Raw genomic sequence first — 21,531 nt, 5'->3', positions numbered from 1 at the left:
CAAAACTTTCCCATCCCGCTTTCTTTTGGATTCCTATTCATTATAACAATCTTCGAGGTTCTTAACCATATGTTCGAGTGAGACGTTCTTAATAGGAACTGAAGGCAAAGCATTCAAAAAGCTTTTCCCATAAGACTTCGTTTCAATTCTCCTATCTAAAATGATGAAAAATCCTCTATCTTCAGACGAGCGGATCAATCTGCCGAACCCTTGTCGAAAACGTAAAATCGCTTCTGGCAACGCAAGTTCAGTGAATGGATTCCCACCATTTGCATTTAGCTTTGCCGCACGTGCCTTGAATATCATTTCGTCAGGAGATGTGAATGGTAATCGGACAATGATAACGGCAGATAGCGCCTCGCCTGGTACGTCGACACCTTCCCAAAAGCTATTTGTGCCGAATAAAACCGATTTGTCGAATTGGCGGAACGACTTCAATAGTTTCAACCGACTACCCGAACTAACTCCCTGTGCAATTAATGCGTATTCCCTTAATAATTCACTGTCTAAAATCAGTTCATACGTTTTTCGAAGCATATCCTGGGAAGTGAACAGAACGAATAATCTGCCCCAGTCGCTATCACCGTTTGGACGACTGCGTCGGCTACAGCTTCGATATAATCGTTTTGCGATACATGTTGAATGGATGGCATATCGTCGACAATGAATATGGCTGCTTTATCATAAAAATGCTGAGGGGCAGCAAAAGTCTTAATAGGAACACCGTCTGAAATTCCAAGCTGCTTTACTACAAATCGTTCATTATTAGTAATCGTCATAGTTCCTGATGTCCATATAATACCGATGTTCTCTTTCTCCATCCGTGTAGTAAATTCGTTTATCATTACCGAAGCATCAATAGGACTTTTTACAATACTCAGACTACCAGGTAGACTCCGTTTATCTTTTTCAATCCAAACGGTAAAGTTATCATTACGATCATCTAAAAATATTTCGACCCATTCTCCAGCTTTGATCTTCAATTCCCTTAGCCAATATTCCCATTCCGAGAGAAGTGCCACTTCACGATTCGACATCTTTGATTTGTGAATTATTAGCTGTGATTGGATCGTTTGGAGTACCTCTATATATTCAGCCATTTTTTCAGCTACTTTTGCAAAAATCGGCTCATTCCGTACTTCATCAAGTGCAAAAATCACACGGTTTCCATGCTGCCCGCCGCGTGCTTTTGTTCGATGATTTGACAACTTATAAGCAACATCATCAAATACATGGGTGAATTTTTCATAAGTTGTGCCAAGCTTATCAAATACATGACTCCCAAAATTACTGAAACGATTGTGAAGTTTCATTATTTTATGCAGCAATTGACCTTCCGCGTCCGATCCTATCTGACCTATGACATATTTCCAGTTCATATAGGAAAGTACAATTTCATTTGAGCGTATGGCTGTATGAATGAATTGATGGGCCTCATCAATGATCAAGCCCGAAAACGAATGGAAAATCTTCTGTTCTCGATTCGAATCGGACAGTAACATTGAATGATTTGTAATGACTAAATTGGAATTACCACAGGCATCAATCATCTTTAGATGATAGTCCGCCAATCTTTCATCTTCCAACATTTTAGACGTCCGTTTGCGGATTCGGTCAATAAATAATTGTCCGCCTCCAGAAACATTCAATTCGTTGACATCCCCGGTACGGTCTCTGTTAACCAAACAAGCACCTGCATGATTGTAAATGTCTCATCATACGATTCATCCGTTATTCGAAGGAGTTCTTCGAATTTGCCGAACGAAATATACTGTTCTTTGCCTTTCAAAACCGTTGCAGTACAATCAATATCTAAAATTTTGCGGATACGCTTCACTTCATCTTCCAATATTTTATCAACTAAATGATTTGTAAACGTACTTATGACGACCGGTTTTCCAGTTTGAAGCGAGTGAATTACCGCAGGTAGCAAATAGCTTACAGTCTTCCCGATTCCTGTCGGTACCTCGGTAATCACTTCTTTGTTTGATTGAAGGGCTTCCCAAACAGTGTCCATGAATGATAGTTGAGATTTTCTATATTCAAAAGAAGGATATCCTTTTTTCAATAATTGTACTTTTTCATCGTCCTTAATAGGAAACGTCGTACGAACAGTTACAGAACTAAGCGGTTTGTTCACGTCGCGATATGGAATCCCTCTGAACATCGGTAATTTTGTGGCATTACTTCCCTGCCTGACTGATTTCAAGGCTTCATAAAACAAGGAAGAAATATCCGATCGTAAAGAAAACGAGCGTCTGTGTAGAAGGTTCAATGTCTCTTCCGGCAATGTTTGCAGTTTAGATAGGGCTGCCAATAATAAGTGTGCTGTTGCTTCTGCATCATCATCAGCCCGATGCGCGGTTGAAAGCGGGATATCTAATTCTTCCGCTAAATCCTGTAATCTGTAACTGGAAGAGGAAGGGAATAGAATTTTGGATAATTCAACTGTGTCAATTTTCTTCCCGGACCATGTTGCAACTTTGCACCGTTTGAATTCGCTTTGTAAAAATGATAAATCAAAGTCAGTATTATGCGCGACAAAGACAGTTCCTTGTAGTAGATCGGAAACTTCTTGTGCGATTTCTTCAAATGTAGGAGCCGAAATGACTTCATTATCCGTAATTGAAGTCAATTGTTGGATAAATAAAGGGATTTCACGTTCCGGGTTTACGAAACGGGCATATTTTCGAGAGATTATGCCGTTCTCTATGAAGACAATTGCGATTTGAATGATCCTGTCCCCTTTTGAAGGCGAGTGCCCGGTCGTTTCTAAATCAACAACTGCGTATGTACGGTTATCCATTCAATCATCAACTTCCTGTATCAAATACTACAGCAGATTGTATCATATTCCAGGCTGTGATTGCTTATTTAGGTGTTCGGTTCATATAAACTTTCCTTAAACTTGAAAAGCTGATGATTTGGCTATGCCATTTCACCAGCTTTTCTCCTAATAGCTTACGCAATTACTCCAGGGGCTTCTGTGATTATTTCTTTGATGCTGTTTTTCTCATCCATTAGAAGGACTGTTGGTTGGTGAGTTTTAGCTTCTTCATTCGAGACATACACATAGGAAATGATGATGACGATATCACCCGGTTGGACTAATCTTGCTGCGGCTCCGTTCACGCAGATTTCGCCAGTTCCCCGAGCTCCGGCGATGATGTATGTTTCAAATCGGGCACCATTGTTGTTATTGACAATATGGACTTTTTCATTTGGCAGCATTCCAGCAGCGTCCAATAAGTCACTGTCAATTGTAATACTTCCTACGTAATTGAGGTTTGCCTCCGTGACAGTTGCTCTGTGTAGTTTACTGTTCATCATCATTCTGAACATACGAACCATCCTTTGTTTACATAATAATATTATCTATCAATCTGGTCTTTGAGAATTTGACGGCAACAGCTAAAATGACTTCATCTGTTTCGCTTGTTATTGGCTGAAGGCTTGGATAAGACAGCAGCTTAACATAATCAATTTCCCCCGTGCTACCATCTGTTATATAGCTTGCCACTTCATCCTCAATTTGTTCAGGCTTTAAGCCAATTGAATGAAGCTCAGCACCTTTTAATAATGCTTGATGGATAATGGGTGCTTGGGCCCGTTCATCTGGCGTTAAGTTGACGTTCCTTGAACTTTTAGCCAAGCCGTCGTCTTCACGGACGATGGGAACACGTACTATCTTTGTTCGTAAATTAAAATCACGGACAAAAGTTTCAATGATTGCAAGTTGCTGTGCATCTTTCATTCCGAAATAGGAGCGGTCAGGGTTAACGATGTTAAAAAGTTTTAAAACGACTTTCAAAACTCCGTCGAAATGCCCCGGTCTAGATGCGCCGCAAAGTTCGTTAGCTTGTGGTCCCGGAAGAATCCGAATACCGCCCTCGAACGGATACATTTCTTTAACGGATGGGATGAATACGATATTGACACCCGCTTCTTCCGCCAATCTAACATCTTTTCAAGATCACGTGGATAGGATTCGAAATCCTCGCCCGGTCCAAATTGCGCTGGGTTAACAAAGATGCTCATCACGACAATGTCATTTTGCTCTTTGGCATGTTTGACAAGTGAGAGATGTCCTTCATGCAAAAAGCCCATTGTCGGTACTAAGCCAACTGTTTTACCGCTTTTTTTATTGATCAACTGCTGAAGTTCTTCAATTGTTTCTACAACTTTTATGCTATTTATTTCAGTGTTCAGCATCCTTCATTCCTCCGTAAAGTGCCACCAATTCATCTTCTTTCATCGTAAAGCGATGTGCCTCAGACGGGAATGCCCCGGATTTGACTGCCGCCACATATTCTTCCAATCCAGCCCAATATCATCCCCGACATTGGCATAGGTTTCGACAAATTTCGGGATATGATGGTTGCCGTATTTAATCGTATCATGGAAAACTAACACTTGGCCGTCTGTTTCAGCGCCTGCCCCGATACCGATTGTCGGAACGGAAACCGCTTTTGACACTTGCTCCCCAATTGGTATGGAATGCATTCCAATACGATCATACAAGCACCTGCAGCCTCACAAGCAACAGCATCACGGATAAGTTGTTCCGCAGCCGCTGCCGTCTTTCCTTGCACTTTGTAACCGCCTTCAACTGCAGCGGACTGAGGCAGTAATCCGAGATGAGCGACGACTGGAATTCCTGTACTTGTCAAAAGACGTATTGTGTCAATTACCTTGCCGGATCCTTCCAATTTCAATGCATTCGCACCGGTCTCCTGGAAAATTCTTACCGCGGCTTCCAGAGTGCGATCTTCGGAACCATGATAAGAACCGAATGGCATATCGACAACAACAAAAGTCTCTTTCGCTCCCCTTCTTACCGCTTTGCCATGATGAATCATGTCATCGACTGTTACGGCCGCTGTCGTTTCATAACCCAAAACGACCATGCCTAATGAGTCCCCACAAGGATGACATCAATTCCGGCTTGCTCCGCCAATTGTGCAGACGGGTGATCATAAGCGGTCAGCATGACAACCTTTTCATTTTTTTGTTTCATTTTCTTAAAATCAGACGTACTTTTCATTTCTTCCCCACTCCCTTTCATATTAATTGAAAGGAGAAAACCGAAAAATAAAACCCTTCAAGCCAAATTGGACAGAAGGGTTGCGTATGATAGCAGATTGGTTTCCTCCGTCCCTGTCTTTCGCAAGATCAAGGCAGAACCTATTGAGTTGGATGTTTCTTTACTATTTGAAAGGTGCAGTTCCGATTGATACTGCCCTTCGCCACTACTATAGCAAATGAAAGTTTATTTGTATAGATTCTATTTGAAGCAATTTAAAGATAGGAAAAGTAAATCAACGTGGAAAATTCACCATCCACTCCTGATTAGATTAATAAACTGTAGCTCCGTCGGACTGTATGAATTTTATCCTTACTTTTTGATTGTACATTTTTTCTAAAATAACCTTAAATTCTTTTTCATTCTTACGGTTTAAAACTAACAGACCTACTATTAAGGTATCGGTTTCCTCTTCCACCCACATCTCTGAGACAAATATTTTTTGTTGTTCAAACAAGTTATTCGGAACACTTAATTCTTCAAATACTTTATCCATAGCTAATTTCGCAACCATATATTCTGACTTTTCTATATTATAAAAATGAATCGGCAGACCCCCTACAAGGTCTTTTATAACTTTTTCATTTTTTTTTGCTTGCCAGTTAAACCTACATTCAGTACTTGGTTGTCGTCAATAAAAGCACCAATATATTCAATCTGGTCGTGCTCATTCATATACATTATGATTTTTTGATAGAGTTCAACAGCTTTAGCGTTTTTATCATATCTATCCCTATCAGATCTCGAAATTCCTTTTGCAATATCACTTGCACTTAATTCCTCACTGATATTCTTAGTCTCATTTGCATGGGGAACCTTAACAAGCCGAATACTGGAGAATACTATAAACACCAAAAGAAATGCAGAAATAAAAATCATAGACTTCTTCTCCAAAAGCTCTCCCCCTCTGCAATCTACCTCTATTCATTATAACATCATAAGAAATAAAAAATTATATAGTTAAGAAAATTCATTTTTTAATATTTACTTCCAAGAATTGGGCATGCAGTTTGGGATGTGTGGTAGGTGAAAAGTAACAAGACGAGCAAAATGAGGCTGAACTCAGCATAACCACCTCAAACTCGAGAAATAACCTGCCGAACCCGAGCATAACGATCCCAAACTCGAGCATAACTTACCATGATTCTTTGAGGCGAACGTTTTTCGGCCAGAATTTCCCCGGTTTGGACGAACTTCCCGTAGAACGCATGCAACTTCCCATAGAACGTATCTTACTTCCCATAGAACGACGATGACCTCCATAGAACACTCACAACTTCTCATAGAACGTCGATGACTTCCCATAGAGTACTAAAAACTTCCCATTGACTGCCGGCAATACAAAAAAACAGGCAAAAGGAAAACTAAACGTTTTCCCCGCCTGCTCCTACTGAATCTGAATATCCGCCGAATAAATCCCTCTCACTGACCCATCATCCAATTGAAGTTCAAGCAATCCTTCTTCGGAAATGCCCAACGCGACACCTTCAATCGTTTCATTCAACATCACCGCACGAATCCGTTTCCCTGCCGTGTTCGAATACCCTTCCCACAACAGCTTGATCGGCCCGAAACCGTGTTTTTCATACATGTTTGTATACTGTTCTAAATACCTTAAAATGCCTGCAATAAGTTTTGCACGGTTGATGTGCTGACCTGTTGCTATTTTCAGCGAAGTTGCAATCGATTGGAGTTCATCCGGGAAATCTTCCTCATCTTGATTGACGTTCATCCCAATCCCTATGATGATTGCCTTTACCCGATCGGGATCTGCTTGCAGTTCCGTCAAGATTCCTGTCATTTTTTTACCGTTGATCAAAATATCATTCGGCCATTTTATCGTCGCTTCAATCCCCGTGACCTCTTCAATTGCGCGTATAATCGCCACAGCGGTTACAAGAGTCATTTGTGGAGCTTGCTGTGGTGTTAGGGTAGGTCGAATGATTAAACTCATCCAAATCCCTTTACGAGCAGCTGAGGACCAAGGTCGATATAACCTTCCTCTCCCCGCGGTCTGTTCTTCCGCTACTATAAGGGTTCCATCAGGCACTCCTGCCTGTGCGGCATCATGTGCTAAAGGTTGAGTGGATTCTACGCTTTCGTAATAATCAACACTTCTTCCATACATCGATGTTTCAAGATGGTTTAGGATATTGGCTGAATTCACCGATCTGGCGAAGAAATCAGTGCGTACCCCTTTTTGCGAATCGAGGTGATTTCATAGCCTTCTTCTTCAAATTCCTTAATGTATTTCCAAATGGCTGTTCTTGATAGCCCGTATTCATCTGCAAATTCCTGGCCTGATACTGGTTCGCCTTTCGCTTCAAAGAGTCTGTTCAATAATTCATTCTTGACGTTTGTATTCATTGAAAAACCATTCCTTTATCTTTTCCGTGTCGTTCGGGCATTCACGATGGAGAACCGCCTTTTCGATTCGATCCATCCATTCACCAAGCCAAGGACCGCCCCGTTGCTCAGTCCATGCCATAAGATCTTTACCATTCACTTGAAGTTCATCTTTCGAGCGTATTGGCAACTCTCTTTGCTTCATGGCAATTTCATGTTGAGGGATACCGTCTTCCGAAGGATTGAATGCTTGCCAGATATTTTCCGCCGCGCATATCACGTCGAACGGAAAGCGATAATAATCATCCGTCGTATATCTTCCCAACTGTCTACGGTCGAAGGCAACATGAACTGCTGATAAAAACTCCTTTTCGCGGTTGGACAGTTTATAGGCCCTTGCAACCTCGGAAGCCGTAAAACCACCTGCAAGCATCAAGGCAGCCCATCCTTGAAGCGCATCTTCAAAAGGAACACTTTCGGATAATATGCGGATATCCTGCGGAAAACCGGAAGATGATGTGAAAGACCAGTTTCGGCGATTAACGCGAACCCCTTGTTCGGCTCTTTCCCTTTCATCAACTTGTCCATCTCCACTTTGATGCGTTCAACAGAGACATGTCGGATTTTTTCAGCGTTGCCTGAAATGGCTTGACGCGTACCAGCTTCCACTTCAAACCCTAAAACCGAGGCAAATCGGACTGCCCGGACCATTCTTAATGCATCCTCCGTAAAGCGGTCTTGCGCATTGCCAACAGCCCGAATCACTCGCCCTTTTAGGTCATCCCTTCCACCGAATGGGTCAATCAGTTCTCCGGACACTGTTAATGCCAATGCATTTATTGTGAAATCCCTTCGCCTTAAATCTTCCTTTAGTGATTTTACAAATTTCACTTCATCAGGTCTTCGATGATCTGTATATGTACTTTCCGTCCGGTAAGTCGTTACCTCGATTGGCTCCCGGTCCATTAAAACCATCACGGTTCCGTGTTCAATTCCGACATCTATTGTATTGGGAAAAACCTGCTTCACTTCCTCGGGCGATGCAGATGTGGCGATATCTATATCAGAAGCATCCTTACCCAAAAGATAATCTCGAACGGAACCTCCAACAAACACCGCCTCATAACCCGCATCTCCTAAGAGCTTGATGACCTTCCGACTTGAAGCTGATCCAAATTCACTCATGAGTTCAATCCCGCAACTTTGTAATAAAGTTCCTCGTATTCATTAACAATGGATGTTGAATCGAATTTTTCATGCACAGTGCGCAATGCGTTTTCACGGAACATTTTATGTTTAACTGGATCTTGCAGTAGCCCAATTGCTTTCTCTGCTGCAGCTCTGACATCACCTAATTCAACGAGGTAACCGTTTTCCCCATCCTCAATCACTTCAGGTATGCCGCCAATATTGGTTGCAATTGCAGGTACCCCACAAGCAAAGCCTTCTAACAGAACGAGACCGAATGCCTCTTTCTCCGATAATAGAAACATTAGATCACTGATTGCCAACAACTCAGGGAGGTCGTCACGTTTACCCGTGAAAATGATCTCGTTTTCCAAACCTTCTTGTTTTACCTTCTCCCTCATTTCAATCTTTTCGGGACCGGTACCAACTAATACTAATTTTGCATTGATTGTTTCACGGATGATCTTAAAGCTATCAATTATATCATCCACGCGTTTGACTGCCCGGAAATTGGACACATGGATAATGACTTTTTCCTCTTCACGGATTCCTAAGTCTTTTTTCAGCGAACCGGGATCGACCGGCTTGTATTTGTCTTCATCGATGAAATTATAGATCGTTAAGATCTCTTTATCGGGCTCGATCAGCGAAAACGTATCTTGGCGAAGTGATTCAGAGACAGCTGTCGTTATTTCCGACTTTTCAATTCCATAGCGAACAGTGTATTTCAGCGCGGGATCATGACCAAGAACCGTTACGTCCGTTCCATGTAAAGTCGTGATCACGCCAATAGACGATTTTGCCATATCCTTGGCGAGTGCCGCTGAAATTGCATGTGGCACTGCGTAATGGACATGCAATAGGTCGAGTTTCTCCTTTTGGATGACATGTGCGATCCGATTCGCTAATGCGATGTCATAAGGAGGATATTTGAATACCGCATAGCCGTCTATTTTCACCTCGTGGAAATGAATATTCGGATGGACGTCAATTAAGCGGAACGGCTTCTCGGATGAGATATAATGCATCTCATGTCCTTTCTCTGCCATTTTCATCCCCAGTTCAGTCGCAACAACACCTGAACCTCCTAATGAAGGATAACAAATTACACCGACTTTCAATTTGTTCATGTGATCACCTCTCGTACCAAACTTAATCGATTATATTTTCCAATCCGTAAATTAGATCATTACGTCCTATTACATTTCGAATCGCCATCATGATGCCAGGCATGAAACTTTTTCTGCTTAATGAATCATGTCGGATTGTAAGCAATTCTCCTCTCCCCCTAAAAGCACTTGCTGATGCGCAAGCAAGCCCGGTAGGCGGATACTATGGATCTTCATGCCTTCTACATCACCGCCACGGGCTCCCTCTAAGTGGATCTGTTCTTCTGGATGGCCTTGTATATGCGGAGGTCGATTTTCCATTATCATTTCCGCTGTTTTCACTGCCGTTCCTGATGGGGCATCGAGTTTTCTATCATGATGCATTTCCAATATTTCTACATCCCCTAAATAACGGGAAGCTTGAGCGGCAAACTTCATCATCAGTACTGCACCAATCGAAAAGTTAGGTGCGATGATTCCACCAGTTTTTGTCGTTTCCACCATTTCCGAAATCTGCTTTAATTCTTGCTTTGTTAAGCCTGAAGTTCCGACTACAGGATGTATACCCAAAGACAATGCATCTTTCACATTAGTAAACACTGCATCCGGATCCGTAACATCAAGAAGGACAGTAGGATGGTGTTCTTCAACTAATTTGGAGAGTGATGTGTAAATTGGGATTCCTTGTTTCTCTTCATTCACAGAAGCATTATGTAAATGCATTCCATCAAATTTATAGTCTAATGCTGCAACAACTTCAGCATCTACCGCTTCTTCAATCGCTTCGATAGCTGTAGTTCCATTCTTCCTCTGGCACCCGCTATAGCTACTTTAATTTTCATCAATCAATGTTCTCCTTTCTAGTCCAACGGTTTGCATCACGATCGTTAAATTTCTTTAAAACCGATGTTAGTGCATCTTGAAGGTCAATTCCTTGTGAATTCGCAAAGCAGATGAGGACAAATAACAAATCCCCAGTCTCCTCCGCAAGGGATCCGATTTCTTCGCTCTCTTTTTCTTTTTCATCCGTGCACATGTTGTACTTCTCTGGAAAGCTCACCTAACTCTTCGGTAAGTCTTGCCATTAATTCCATTGGTGGAAAATACCCTTCCTCGAAACCCGATATATATTCATGGACCTCTTCCTGAAGACTTTTCAACGTTCTAGCTTGTTCCATTTGCTTCATTCTCCTTCATTTGCTATCGTATTCATTCATAGGACTGTTGTCAAAAAAACTGGAATCATAGATAATGTAAAATGTGCCAAGAAAGGTGGTTTTTCTATGTTTCGTGGAATAAAATTTAAAAATATATTCTTCATTATACTTGGAGCCGCAATTTTCAGTTTTGGGCTTGTGCACTTTAACATCCAGCATGAGCTTGCCGAAGGTGGCTTCACGGGAATTACACTTATCCTGCTATTTGCTTTTAATTGGGATCCTGCATTATGAACCTTTTGTTGAACATTCCGATGTTCATCATTGGATGGAAGCTGTTAGGCAGAAAGGTGTTCATTTATACAGTGATTGGAACAGTCGCTGTGTCCGTCTTCCTGAAAATCTTCATGAAATACCAGTTCAATATACACCTTGAAGGTGATATGTTTCTTGTTGCTTTATTTGCCGGTGTTTTTATTGGGATCGGTTTGGGGATCATATTCCGATTCGGTGGAACAACTGGCGGTGTAGATATTATCGCACGTTTGGCGCATAAGTACATAGGCTGGAGCATGGGAAAGACAATGTTTTTGTTCGATGCGTTTGTTATTTTACTTTCCTGGGCAGTGTACTTGGACCATCGTTCCATGATGTATACGTTAGTCGCCCTTTTTGTAGGCGCCCGTGTCATCGATTTTGTCCAAGAAGGTGCCTATGCAGCAAGAGGTGCTTTTATTATTTCCGATTCCCAGGATGCCATCGCTTCCAAGATTACACTGGAAATGGATCGTGGCGTTACTGTTTTTAGAGGCTATGGACATTTCACAAAATCCGACAGGGAAATTCTTTATTGTGTAGTCGGAAAAAACGAAATCATGCGCCTGAAAAACATCGTGACAGCGATCGACCCACATGCTTTTGTTTCTGTAACTGAAGTTCACGACGTCCTTGGAGAAGGCTTTACGTTGGATGAGCAAAAACAACCGATAGAAAAATAATGACAATCGTCAAATTGAAAAACCCGACCATCCAAAGGTCGGGTTTTTGCTATTAGTCCCTGTTTGTGAAGATAAGAATAAGGCGTAGCAATTCAAGAACAGCGACTGCAGTAGCCGCCACATAAGTCATTGCCGCAGCACTTAACACTTTTTTCGCATGTGGTTCTTCTTCATTACGAATGATTCCGAATTCGACAATTTGGTTCATCGCACGACTGGATGCATTGAACTCAACAGGCAACGTTACAATTTGGAATAGAACTCCAACTGCCATTAAGACGATCCCGATGCCAAGCAAGGAATTCATACTTGAGAAGATTAGACCTATCATAATGAAAACCCCATGAAGCATTGGATGTAATATTTGCAACAGGTGCCAATCGATGACGGAAACGTAAAAATGCATAAGCTTCTGCATCTTGGATTGCGTGTCCTACTTCGTGGGCTGCGATAGCTGTCCCGCAACTGAAGCTTCATGGTAGTTCTGAGATGATAATGCGACCGTCTTCGTTAATGGATTGTAATGATCACTTAGAAAACCACTGCTTTCTACTACTTTCACATCTTGTAATCCATTTTTATCGAGAATGAGACGAGCCACTTCCGCACCCGACATACCGGATGTCGAACGTACCTTCGCATATTTTTTATACGTGCTTTTCACTTTGAATTGTGCATACAATGGTAGCAAAATGATGATACCGAGGTAAATCAAAAACATTCTTCCTATCCCTCCCTTTTCTCTATTTCTATTTTATAATGTACATCGAACAACCGCAACTTATTGATATTATACTATAACAGTTTTTCGTTTTACTCTTTTTCTCCAAACGATATAAGCCAATGTAATACAAGCGATGGAGAGCCAAAATGTAAAGTAACCAATTTGTTGCATATGCTTCATCAAATCATAGTAAATCGGCATTTGGCCAAATACATAATCGATGACGTCGTTATGCAAAGTCCAGATGGCGGCTATTACAATATGTTTGAAATCGAATTTATACATTCCACTATAAAGGATTGCTTGAACTGCCATTGCGAAATGCGATCCGATAAGCATCCAACCTACCTTATCGATTGAACCAAGCTCATTAAGTGTTAGAAGATTCATGACTACAGCCCATAATCCATATTTGACAAGTGTAATGAGAGCAAGTGCTTCAATCAATTTAAAATTTTTGCCAATCAGCCACCCAATAATAGCTATTGAAAAAAACAGGCTTGCGGTAGGACTGTCAGGTACAAATATCCAAAAAATAGGATCAGTCATTTCCAATTGCCACATATACCAGTCATAACCGTAAACTGTTCCAAAAATATTGACAAACAATAAAATCCATAAAAAAGACTTATGGGTCAAAATGAGCCATGCCATATTTTTAAGAGAACTCAAAGACATCTCTCCCATCACTTGTTTATATGTTATGTATAGCGGGAAAACAGTTTTACCCACATGAATTAGTATAGCAAAAAAGAGTCAGTCTCCTGACTCTTTTTATTTGTTAGTACTATTATTCAGATTTCAAGCTTTCAAGGAACTCAGCAAGTACTTGCAAGTCTTCCTCGGAGCCAGTCCACTGATTAGCTGGCATTGTCCCAATACCGTTATGAGCGATATCGATTATTTCGTCAGCAGTTAGTCCAGTATTAACTAGGGTTGGTCCAAGACCGCCTTCGAATTCACCGCCGTGACAGCTGATACATGATGAACCTGCGTAAATCTGATACCCTTCAGAATCTGGGTCAAATTGAACTTCTTCACGAATAGCACCTTGTGCTTTTGCTTTTTCCCAGTCATGGTTCACAACAGACTCATATGTCAAATAGAAGATTGCTGCGAATGCAAGAGCATAAAGCCTGTCGGAAGAGGGCGTTTAAATGGACGACGCTCTTTCGATGTATCCATGAAAGGAACAAGCATTAATGCACCCACTGCCAATCCAGGGATAACGATAGCACCGATGACGTTATACGGTCCGGAAGCAAATTCATATTTCAGCAATTGATACATGAATAGGAAATACCAGTCAGGAACCGGTATGTATGTTGTATCCGTAGGGTCTGCTTGTCTTTCAAGCGGAGACGGATGGGCAACTGTAATGATTAAATACCCGATAAGGAAGATGGCACCAATCATCCACTCTTTCAAGAGGAAGTTAGGCCAGAATGCTTCTGTTTTACCTGGATATTCTGAGTAATCCTTCGGGACGTTCGGCATCTTACCTTCGGCTTTGATGCGCGAGTCACCAACAAATTTCATGCCTTTTCCGCGTTGCATTATGTCCCCTCCTTATTCTAATTTCAGACAATCAACAACAAAGTGGATGTTGATCTTATAGCGGTCCGGAGATACCTTGTCTTCTGATCATGATAAAGTGTGCTGCAAGCAACCCAAGCAAAGCAGCCGGTAGGAAGAATACATGAATCGCGAAGAAACGAGTCAAAGTTTGCGCACCAAGAATTGTAGAGTCACCTGCAAGAAGGATCTTGATCTGTTCACCGATAAACGGTACAGATGCGGCGATTTCAATACCAACCTTAGTTGCGAACAATGCTTTCATATCCCATGGCAATAAGTAACCTGTGAAACCAAGACCCAACATTGTAACGAAGATAAGAACTCCGACAATCCAGTTCAATTCACGAGGCTTTTTATACGAGCCTGTAAAGAATACACGCAGCGTATGTAGGAACATCATAACAATAACAAGAGACGCTCCCCAGTGGTGCATCCCACGCACAATTTCACCGAATGCTACTTCGTTTTGAAGGTAGTAAACGGATTTCCATGCATTTTCAATATCCGGGGTGTAATACATTGTAAGGAACATACCTGATAGAATCTGGATGACCGTTACGAAAAACGTCAAACCACCGAAACAATAGATGAATGCAGAAAAATGATGTGCAGGGTTTACGTGCTCAGGTACTTCATGGTCAGCGATATCCCGCCAAATCGGGGTGATATCCAACCGTTCGTCAACCCAATCATAAATTTTATTTAGCACTTCGGTCGTACCCCCTTACATTTTAAACTAATGTGTTTGGAACCGTTTTTCCAAGATAAACATAGCCATCCACAACATTTACCATATACTCATCGAGTGGTCCAAGTGGTGGAGATCCAGGTATGTTTTTACCGTTTTTCTCGTAACGTCCATTATGGCAAGGGCAGAAGAATTCATTCTTATGCTTCTCGTCCCCTTCCCAGCTCACCGTGCAACCAAGGTGTTTACAGACAGGAGAAAGTGCGATGACCGTATCGCCTTCTTTATAGACCCAAGCAGTGTTCGATACATCAGACTTGTACCATGCATCTTTACGATCTTTAATAGTAAAGTCAACACGTACAGGAGAATCGGTCAATTGATCCACTTTTTGCGGAGTTGGAATAAATTCACCTTCACTCTTTGGTTGCAATACTGGATCGACCGCAAATCGTACCATCGGCATTAACATAGCTGAAGCCATGAATCCGCCGACACCCATCAACGTATAGCTCAGGAATTGGCGTCTAGACACTTTGCTGCTCATCAGTTTCCCTCCTCTTACTCCAAAATCAGTCCAACGGACATACTTTTGCTAATTGTAATACTAGGACATATCTATGATATATCAATCGTAGTTTAAATTCAATCATGCGTTCCACTGTAAAAATAGAATGTGAACAATTCATGAATTTTACATTAATCATTTTAGAACAGCTATAATTAAAACTCATTATTTTCGAGAAATTATTTTTTATTTAAGTTAAACCGACCATTTCTCGATGAATTTCGGAAGCACCTGTCGTAATTGATCTTCAAGGATCGATTGACGTAACGAGGCTTCCATACTTTCGAGAGGGATGGAAGGCATCCATATAACTTGTCCAGGCAATTTTAGAGTTGACCACGCATGATCCGTCGTTAAGAAGAAAACATGCTTAAATGGTGTATCCGAAAATTCCAGTAATGTCGTTTTCGCCATACTTGGCAGATCCGTTGCGGATGAATAGCTGAATGGTGGAACAAACATCATGCGTCCTTTAAATTGAGTTTCAATTAGAGATGATAGATGCATGATAAATTCTGCCGAAGATGCACTTGCCTTCATATTATCCAATTTCAACTCAATTTTTACAAGCGGTATCACTAAAGTATCGATATATTCTTTCTGCGATAGATATGTATCCATGTCCTTGCCTGTCCAATTCATTTCAATTCCCCCTAAAAAAGTCAAGCAAATGACTCCATCAAGAAGATGGAGTCATTAGTCTTTTATAATTTTCATATCATTCAACATTGCTGATAGTACAAGAAAACGTTCCCGATCATTTGCATCAAGGGCTTCATCTACCCGTTTCATAAGTAGATCCAACGACATAGATGCGGCACTTTCCTCTAACAGTTTTTCGGCAATTTTCCGGTCCCTAGGACTTACTTGCAGTTCTGCAGGGAGAAATGGGTTTTCCTCCCGAACACTTGCATAATGCGGACACGTATTGCTATTAGGAAAGTTCAGCTGTATAAACATTTTTTCGTCCGGATGAAGTCGTAAATCATGAAATGACTTTTCTGCATCTGCCGTCATCAGATTGCCTTTGTAAAAACGAAATGGGATACTCTCGGAATTTATCGTGGAGATCACCATTGCGCGAGGACAGTAATGCACCTCATCCGTGAAGTGTACGTTTTGAAGAAGCTGTTCATGGCTTAGAAGATAGTTCAGAATCCAAACACATTCCCGACGCTTTAATTTATAGCGCTTTAAAAACCACCGAACAAAGTCTTTTTTGGCAGCGACAGGAACCATGGCTGTCATATCACACCTCCTTGTCATTCAACATTTCAAGAAAAGCGGCCCATTCATCATGCTGTGTTAGCGACACAAGCGTCTTAATTACCTCGATTGCTTCATCCCGTTTACCCTCATCCAAAAGGAATCTCGCGAATTTATCCAAAAATGATGGATCATCTTTCAATCCAGTATATGCCTTACGGTAAGATCGGTATGCATCGTCATATAGTTCCTCCCTTTCTAAAGCAAATGCTTTAAATGCGGAAAGGAGTGGGAGATCCATCTCTTCCTCTTTCATCTCAGCCAAAAGACCAAGGAGTTCCTCATCCTGCTCTCTTTCATTATAAATCGAAGCGAGTGTGATGATAGCATCAATATATTCAGGGTCAAGTGCAATGGAATGTTTTAAATGCTCCTCCGCTTCATCGGGAAGAGATAACTTTAACGCGGACTTTCCTGCAGCCAAGCGCAATTCTTTGTCGAATTCATCACGTGCAATGCCTTGAATGTATAACTCATAAGCTTTTTTGTCCTCACCCAATTGAGATTGGGCCTGCCCAGCAAGCATATAAGCAGAAAAATAATCCGGATCCATTTGTATAAGGTTTTCGAGTAATTGAATCGATCGTTCTGGTTGTCTGCTTTGATAGTACGCGTACGCAGCACCGAAAAGCGTATCAGGACTTTGCTCATCCACCAATAGATCCTCATAATAGGGCAGAGCTTCTTCATAAGCAGCGCCTGCACTAAATGTTTCTGCTATTCGAAGTGGGATGCTAATACCAGCTATCTCCTTGTTTCCCTCATTAAAAAGCTCGGAAAATAGCTTGGCAGCTTCGATATACCTTCCCGCGTCAAGTAAAAGTTCCGCATAAGCAAAGCGAATGACCGGCTCATATGGGGCTAATTCAATAGCCTCTTTCACCTTACCAAGTGCGGCTTCCGCCATGCCTATCATTTGATAGTAATCAGCTAATGCCATCAACGCTTGAACATATTCATCCTGGTCGGCATCACCTCAGATAACAAAAGCAACGCTTCGTCTTCATCACCAAGTTCAAGCAATGTAGATGCCCTATCGATTTTCAGTTGTGCTTCGTCCGGCATAACCTGACTCAACGTTTCATAAATATGATCCGCCTGGCCGATATAACCGTACTCAACCATTAACCCCGCAACATCATAGAGAAGGTCAAATTCCTCCATTTTTTCTGCACGATCAATTAACTCATTCATTAAGCGAATATCACCTTCAAAAATCGCTTTTTCAAATTCATGTAACTGGTTCATATTTTCACCTGTTCCTTCATGTTGTATACATTAGGAAAATTATTCATCCTCACCTTTTTTGATGAGATCAGATAATTGTTCAAAGAAATTCGGGTAGGATATTGCGATGCAGGAAGGATTTTCAATTTCGACTGGCCCTTCTGTTATAAGTGCCGCTATGGCTGCCATCATACCTAATCGATGGTCGCCATAGGATTTCAAATTTGATCCCTTTAGTGGAGTTGGTCCTTTAATGATCATTCCATCTTCCGTCGCTTCTATTTCTGCCCCCAATTTAATCAACTCATTGGTAACTGCAGCGATACGATCTGTTTCTTTCACGCGTAGTTCCTCTGCATCCTTAATGATCGTTACGCCTTCAGCCTGTGTTGCCAGTAATGCAATAATAGGCAATTCATCAATTAGTGTCGGGATAATATCCCCTTCAATCACTATTCCTTTTAATTGTGAATTGGAAACCCTTATTATACCATATGGCTCCTCGTTTTCCCGTATTGTTCAAGAATCTCTACCGAGGCTCCCATTTTCTCCAAAACTTTGATGATTCCGGTTCTCGTTGGATTCAGTCCGACATCTATGAACTTAATGGAGCTTCCTTTTATCATAGCCGCCGCCGCCATGAAAAATGCAGCGGAAGATATATCCCCAGGAACGACTACATCTGTTCCCTTCAATTCTTGACCGCTTTGTAAACTTACTGCATTTCCGTCTTGTTGGATATTCGCTCCAAATTGTTTGAACATACGTTCTGTGTGATCTCTTGATATTGCAGATTCTCTTACGACTGTGATTCCTTCGGCATTTAAACCAGCAAATAGGATTGCAGATTTCACCTGTGCACTTGCTACGGGCATTTCATAATCGATCCCCTTTAATGCCCCACCTTTAATAGAAAGTGGTAGGAAGTCACCTTCGCTAGCTCCTGAAATTGAAGCTCCCATTGCCTGCAAAGGATTTGTCACTCTTTTCATCGGCCTTTTTGACAGTGAGTCATCCCCTGTCAAAACGGAGTTGACTGATGAGCCCGACAATATACCAAGTAATAATCTTGCGGTTGTACCTGAATTACCTGCATACAATTCGCCTACGGGTGTTTTCCACTGATGAATTCCAGGACTTTCAATCAATACATCGGTTCCATTCCGCTCTATGGAGACGCCCAATTGCCTAAAAATATCGATTGTCCGTAAACAATCTTCCCCTTCAAGAAATCCCTTAACGGTCGTCTTTCCAGTAGCAATTGATCCCAACATGATTGCCCGGTGAGATATGGATTTATCTCCCGGGACTTTTAACGAACCTGCTACAACCGGCTTATCGAACTGTATTGTTTTCAATTCACCCACAGTCATCAACCCCTTTTAAAGAATATGCATGCTATAGTCAGTCGTTCTTGAGAGAACAGCCCTTGCTGCTTTGCGATCATCTGTATTCTGGAAACTGATCACAAGAATTCCATACACATCTGTTCTCGTTTCTACAATTCGGATATTCGTAATGCTGATTTGTTCATCGGCAAGTATTTTCGTAATTTCTGATATGACACCTGGATGATCGGGAATATCGATATGTAAGTCAAATGTCATATACAGGGCCCCTTGTAGAGCTCCTTCAGAAGTTGAAGGCAATCGGTCCCTGAATTTCTTAGCATCTTCAAAGAACCGGAAAATTAGCTCCGGGTCATTTTCGAATATAAGTGTTCGGATAGACTCCATTTCCTGTAACCATCCATCAAGTTGGATTAATAATTCTTCACGATTTTGCATTGTTATGTCGCGCCACATAGTAGGATCAGCCGAGGCGATACGCGTTAAATCACGGAAACCTCCGGCTGCCAGTTTTTTAACGAATGGTTGCTGTTTTTCCTGATCAGCCAGTCTACCTACAAGTGAAGATGCGATTATATGTGGGAAATGACTAACGATGGCAGTCATTCGATCATGCTCATCAGCATTTAATACAACAATTTTCCCTTTTGTTGGTTGCAGTAAGTTTGATAATTGATTGATTTGTTCTGAACTTGCACCCTCATGAGGTGTCAAAATATAATAGGCATTTTCGAATAAATGCTCTTTCGCCGCTGAGATACCACTCTTATGGGATCCTGCCATTGGATGGCCTCCAATGAAAGTTAGTCCCTTATCGGTGAGAACCTTTGCAGCTTCCATAATAGGTTTTTTCGTACTTCCTGTATCAGATATGATGACCCTATCCTTGAAATCCCATAAGGACGCCTCTTCTAACAATACAGCTGTAGTATTAACTGGAGTTGCAAAGATAATGACATCTGCTTTTTCACAGGCGGATTTAGCGGATGGAGCAATCGAGTCGATTATCCCACGTCGGTAAGCTTCATCCGCTGTTGCGTAAGATCGGTCAAACCCTATGATATGTATATCTTGTTTACTGCGTTTTAGAGCAAGGCCAAGGGAGCCCCCTATTAGCCCAAGTCCCACGATTGCAACGTTTTGCGTCATATTTATCTACCTTTTTCTTTTAATAGAAGATCGAATGCATGAAACACTCCTGTATTCTGCTCTTCTGTACCTATTGTGATTCTAACATGCATTGGTGTACCTAATGCATTGCCACTTCGAACGATAAATCCTTTTTTCAATAGAAATTCCGATGCTTCATCTGCGTCCATTGGAACTTCCATTAACACAAAATTCGTTTGCGAATCATATACATGGAGGCCATTCAGTGAAGCATACGCCATGTAGCGCTCTCGTTGAACCTGGTTCTTCTGACGGCACTCTTCTATGAAACCGTCGTCTTCAAGAGCTACATTTGCAACAGCTAGTGCAAGTGAATTATTATTGAACGGGTTACGTACTTTATTCAATTCTGTAATAATTGCGGAGAGCCAATTGCATAACCAAGTCGGAAGGCAGCCAACCCATACGCCTTAGAAAATGTTCTAAGTACTAAAATATTCGGAAACTGATCCAATAGGCGAATTGAATCAGTATGATGTGGATCGGTCACATATTCAAAATAGGCTTCGTCTAAGACTACAAGGATATTTTCTGGAACCTTGCTTAAAAACTCAATCAATTCTTCACTTGGTATTAAATTACCAGTAGGATTGTTTGGGTTGCAGATCCAAATGACTGCGGTTCGTTCATTGACCGCTGATAGGAATGCATTGAGGTCATGAAGGCCATCGACCAAAGGGATCTCTATAAAATCTGCTCCCTCAATTTTTGCATTATGTGCATATTGTGGAAATGTTGGAGCTGGCATAATTGTGTGGGTGTTATCATCAAGCAAAGCCCGTGAAATAAGTGAAATAATTTCATCTGAGCCGTTCCCAAAAGAATGGAAGCTTCATCCACACTGTGTTTAATAGCCAATTTACTTCGAAGATTTGTTGCATGACCGTCAGGATAAATTTGAAACGGCATAGAAGAACTTGTTAAAAACTCCGTTACTGATGATGCACAGCCGTAAGGATTCTCGTTTGAAGCTAATTTTACGACTTCTTTCAGATTGTATAAATCCTTAACCTCCTCAATCGATCTTCCAGGTTTATAAGGTTTCATTTCTTTCAGGGCTTCTTTCCATTTCATATGAAT

At 41.4% G+C, this 21,531-nt stretch carries 19 protein-coding genes and 9 pseudogenes; 1 reads left to right on the top strand and 27 read right to left on the bottom strand.

Annotated elements, in window-relative coordinates; all coding sequences use genetic code 11:
• Positions 1-33: 33 nt before the first annotated feature.
• The 15 genes and pseudogenes from QNH10_RS12895 to QNH10_RS12830 all read right to left on the bottom strand — a co-directional run bounded on the left by QNH10_RS12895 (position 34) and on the right by QNH10_RS12830 (position 10,904).
• Positions 34-537: a helicase C-terminal domain-containing protein gene (locus QNH10_RS12895; RefSeq protein WP_283731858.1), complete on the bottom strand. Its 504-nt coding sequence runs from the start codon at positions 535-537 to the stop codon at positions 34-36.
• On the bottom strand, positions 513-1,685 hold the full coding sequence (locus tag QNH10_RS12890; protein WP_283731857.1) for a hypothetical protein: 1,173 nt from the start codon (positions 1,683-1,685) through the stop codon (positions 513-515). The genes QNH10_RS12895 and QNH10_RS12890 overlap by 25 nt, the downstream gene beginning before the upstream one ends.
• The gene (locus QNH10_RS12885) at positions 1,646-2,806 is read right to left on the bottom strand and encodes an exonuclease domain-containing protein (protein WP_283731856.1); all 1,161 of its coding nucleotides are present in this window, start codon (positions 2,804-2,806) and stop codon (positions 1,646-1,648) included. Before QNH10_RS12885 ends, QNH10_RS12890 begins: the two co-directional genes overlap by 40 nt.
• Before the next feature lie 155 nt (positions 2,807-2,961).
• A complete protein-coding gene (gene panD, locus QNH10_RS12880) occupies positions 2,962-3,342 on the bottom strand; it encodes an aspartate 1-decarboxylase (RefSeq protein WP_283731855.1) in 381 nt (126 codons plus the stop codon).
• Positions 3,343-3,358: 16 nt separating this feature from the next.
• Positions 3,359-4,212, bottom strand: a pseudogene (gene panC / locus QNH10_RS12875) (pantoate--beta-alanine ligase).
• Positions 4,199-5,044, bottom strand: a pseudogene (gene panB / locus QNH10_RS12870) (3-methyl-2-oxobutanoate hydroxymethyltransferase). The pseudogenes panC and panB overlap by 14 nt, the downstream one beginning before the upstream one ends.
• A gap of 310 nt (positions 5,045-5,354) precedes the next feature.
• Positions 5,355-5,597: a hypothetical protein gene (locus QNH10_RS12865; protein ID WP_283731854.1), complete on the bottom strand. Its 243-nt coding sequence runs from the start codon at positions 5,595-5,597 to the stop codon at positions 5,355-5,357.
• A 56-nt stretch (positions 5,598-5,653) separates the two neighbouring features.
• Complete coding sequence (locus QNH10_RS12860) at positions 5,654-5,977, bottom strand: hypothetical protein (RefSeq protein WP_283731853.1); 324 nt, start codon at positions 5,975-5,977, stop codon at positions 5,654-5,656.
• Between the two features lie 493 nt (positions 5,978-6,470).
• On the bottom strand, positions 6,471-7,250 hold the full coding sequence (locus QNH10_RS12855; RefSeq protein ID WP_347177882.1) for a biotin--[acetyl-CoA-carboxylase] ligase: 780 nt from the start codon (positions 7,248-7,250) through the stop codon (positions 6,471-6,473).
• Complete coding sequence (locus tag QNH10_RS20670) at positions 7,247-7,450, bottom strand: HTH domain-containing protein (protein WP_347177881.1); 204 nt, start codon at positions 7,448-7,450, stop codon at positions 7,247-7,249. Before QNH10_RS20670 ends, QNH10_RS12855 begins: the two co-directional genes overlap by 4 nt.
• The gene (locus QNH10_RS12850) at positions 7,428-7,862 is read right to left on the bottom strand and encodes a hypothetical protein (protein ID WP_283734634.1); all 435 of its coding nucleotides are present in this window, start codon (positions 7,860-7,862) and stop codon (positions 7,428-7,430) included. Before QNH10_RS12850 ends, QNH10_RS20670 begins: the two co-directional genes overlap by 23 nt.
• Positions 7,862-8,614 (bottom strand): CCA tRNA nucleotidyltransferase, encoded by a 753-nt coding sequence (locus QNH10_RS12845; protein ID WP_283731852.1) that lies wholly within the window; start codon positions 8,612-8,614, stop codon positions 7,862-7,864. Before QNH10_RS12845 ends, QNH10_RS12850 begins: the two co-directional genes overlap by 1 nt.
• Complete coding sequence (gene bshA, locus QNH10_RS12840) at positions 8,611-9,747, bottom strand: N-acetyl-alpha-D-glucosaminyl L-malate synthase BshA (protein WP_283731851.1); 1,137 nt, start codon at positions 9,745-9,747, stop codon at positions 8,611-8,613. Before bshA ends, QNH10_RS12845 begins: the two co-directional genes overlap by 4 nt.
• Positions 9,748-9,769: 22 nt before the next feature.
• Positions 9,770-10,568 (bottom strand): annotated as a pseudogene (gene dapB / locus QNH10_RS12835) (4-hydroxy-tetrahydrodipicolinate reductase).
• Positions 10,568-10,904, bottom strand: a pseudogene (locus QNH10_RS12830) (nucleotide pyrophosphohydrolase). Before QNH10_RS12830 ends, dapB begins: the two co-directional pseudogenes overlap by 1 nt.
• Positions 10,905-11,009: 105 nt before the next feature.
• Between QNH10_RS12830 and QNH10_RS12825 the strand changes: the two are divergent.
• Positions 11,010-11,881, top strand: a pseudogene (locus QNH10_RS12825) (YitT family protein).
• A gap of 52 nt (positions 11,882-11,933) precedes the next feature.
• Here QNH10_RS12825 and QNH10_RS12820 read toward each other — a convergent pair.
• The 12 genes and pseudogenes from QNH10_RS12820 to hisC all read right to left on the bottom strand — a co-directional run bounded on the left by QNH10_RS12820 (position 11,934) and on the right by hisC (position 21,525).
• Positions 11,934-12,602, bottom strand: a pseudogene (locus tag QNH10_RS12820) (zinc metallopeptidase).
• 69 nt (positions 12,603-12,671) lie between these two features.
• On the bottom strand, positions 12,672-13,283 hold the full coding sequence (lhaT, locus tag QNH10_RS12815) for a lipoprotein heptaprenylglyceryl N-acetyltransferase LhaT (RefSeq protein ID WP_381427191.1): 612 nt from the start codon (positions 13,281-13,283) through the stop codon (positions 12,672-12,674).
• 112 nt (positions 13,284-13,395) lie between these two features.
• A pseudogene (locus QNH10_RS12810) lies at positions 13,396-14,162 on the bottom strand (c-type cytochrome).
• Between the two features lie 55 nt (positions 14,163-14,217).
• Positions 14,218-14,892 carry a menaquinol-cytochrome c reductase cytochrome b subunit gene (qcrB, locus tag QNH10_RS12805; protein ID WP_060208191.1) on the bottom strand — a complete coding sequence of 225 codons (675 nt, stop codon included), beginning with the start codon at positions 14,890-14,892 and terminating at the stop codon, positions 14,218-14,220.
• A 22-nt stretch (positions 14,893-14,914) separates the two neighbouring features.
• Positions 14,915-15,421, bottom strand: coding sequence for a QcrA and Rieske domain-containing protein (locus tag QNH10_RS12800; protein ID WP_283734632.1), 507 nt, complete (start codon positions 15,419-15,421; stop codon positions 14,915-14,917).
• Between the two features lie 213 nt (positions 15,422-15,634).
• The gene (locus QNH10_RS12795; protein WP_283731850.1) at positions 15,635-16,081 is read right to left on the bottom strand and encodes a DUF2487 family protein; all 447 of its coding nucleotides are present in this window, start codon (positions 16,079-16,081) and stop codon (positions 15,635-15,637) included.
• Positions 16,082-16,135: 54 nt separating this feature from the next.
• The gene (locus QNH10_RS12790) at positions 16,136-16,687 is read right to left on the bottom strand and encodes a ReoY family proteolytic degradation factor (RefSeq protein ID WP_283731849.1); all 552 of its coding nucleotides are present in this window, start codon (positions 16,685-16,687) and stop codon (positions 16,136-16,138) included.
• A gap of 1 nt (position 16,688) precedes the next feature.
• Positions 16,689-17,645 carry a tetratricopeptide repeat protein gene (locus QNH10_RS12785; RefSeq protein ID WP_283734631.1) on the bottom strand — a complete coding sequence of 319 codons (957 nt, stop codon included), beginning with the start codon at positions 17,643-17,645 and terminating at the stop codon, positions 16,689-16,691.
• Positions 17,645-17,953 (bottom strand): hypothetical protein, encoded by a 309-nt coding sequence (locus QNH10_RS12780; RefSeq protein ID WP_283731848.1) that lies wholly within the window; start codon positions 17,951-17,953, stop codon positions 17,645-17,647. Before QNH10_RS12780 ends, QNH10_RS12785 begins: the two co-directional genes overlap by 1 nt.
• Before the next feature lie 39 nt (positions 17,954-17,992).
• A pseudogene (aroA, locus tag QNH10_RS12775) lies at positions 17,993-19,305 on the bottom strand (3-phosphoshikimate 1-carboxyvinyltransferase).
• A 9-nt stretch (positions 19,306-19,314) separates the two neighbouring features.
• Entirely contained in the window at positions 19,315-20,430 is a 1,116-nt protein-coding gene (locus QNH10_RS12770; protein ID WP_283731847.1) for a prephenate dehydrogenase, read from the bottom strand.
• Between the two features lie 2 nt (positions 20,431-20,432).
• A pseudogene (gene hisC, locus QNH10_RS12765) lies at positions 20,433-21,525 on the bottom strand (histidinol-phosphate transaminase).
• Positions 21,526-21,531: the final 6 nt, after the last annotated feature.

Source organism: Sporosarcina thermotolerans (genome assembly GCF_030067815.1).
Taxonomy (GTDB): domain Bacteria; phylum Bacillota; class Bacilli; order Bacillales_A; family Planococcaceae; genus Sporosarcina; species Sporosarcina thermotolerans.
Note: the sequence above shows the minus strand (reverse complement) of the source record. Positions and strands in the feature narration are given on the sequence as shown.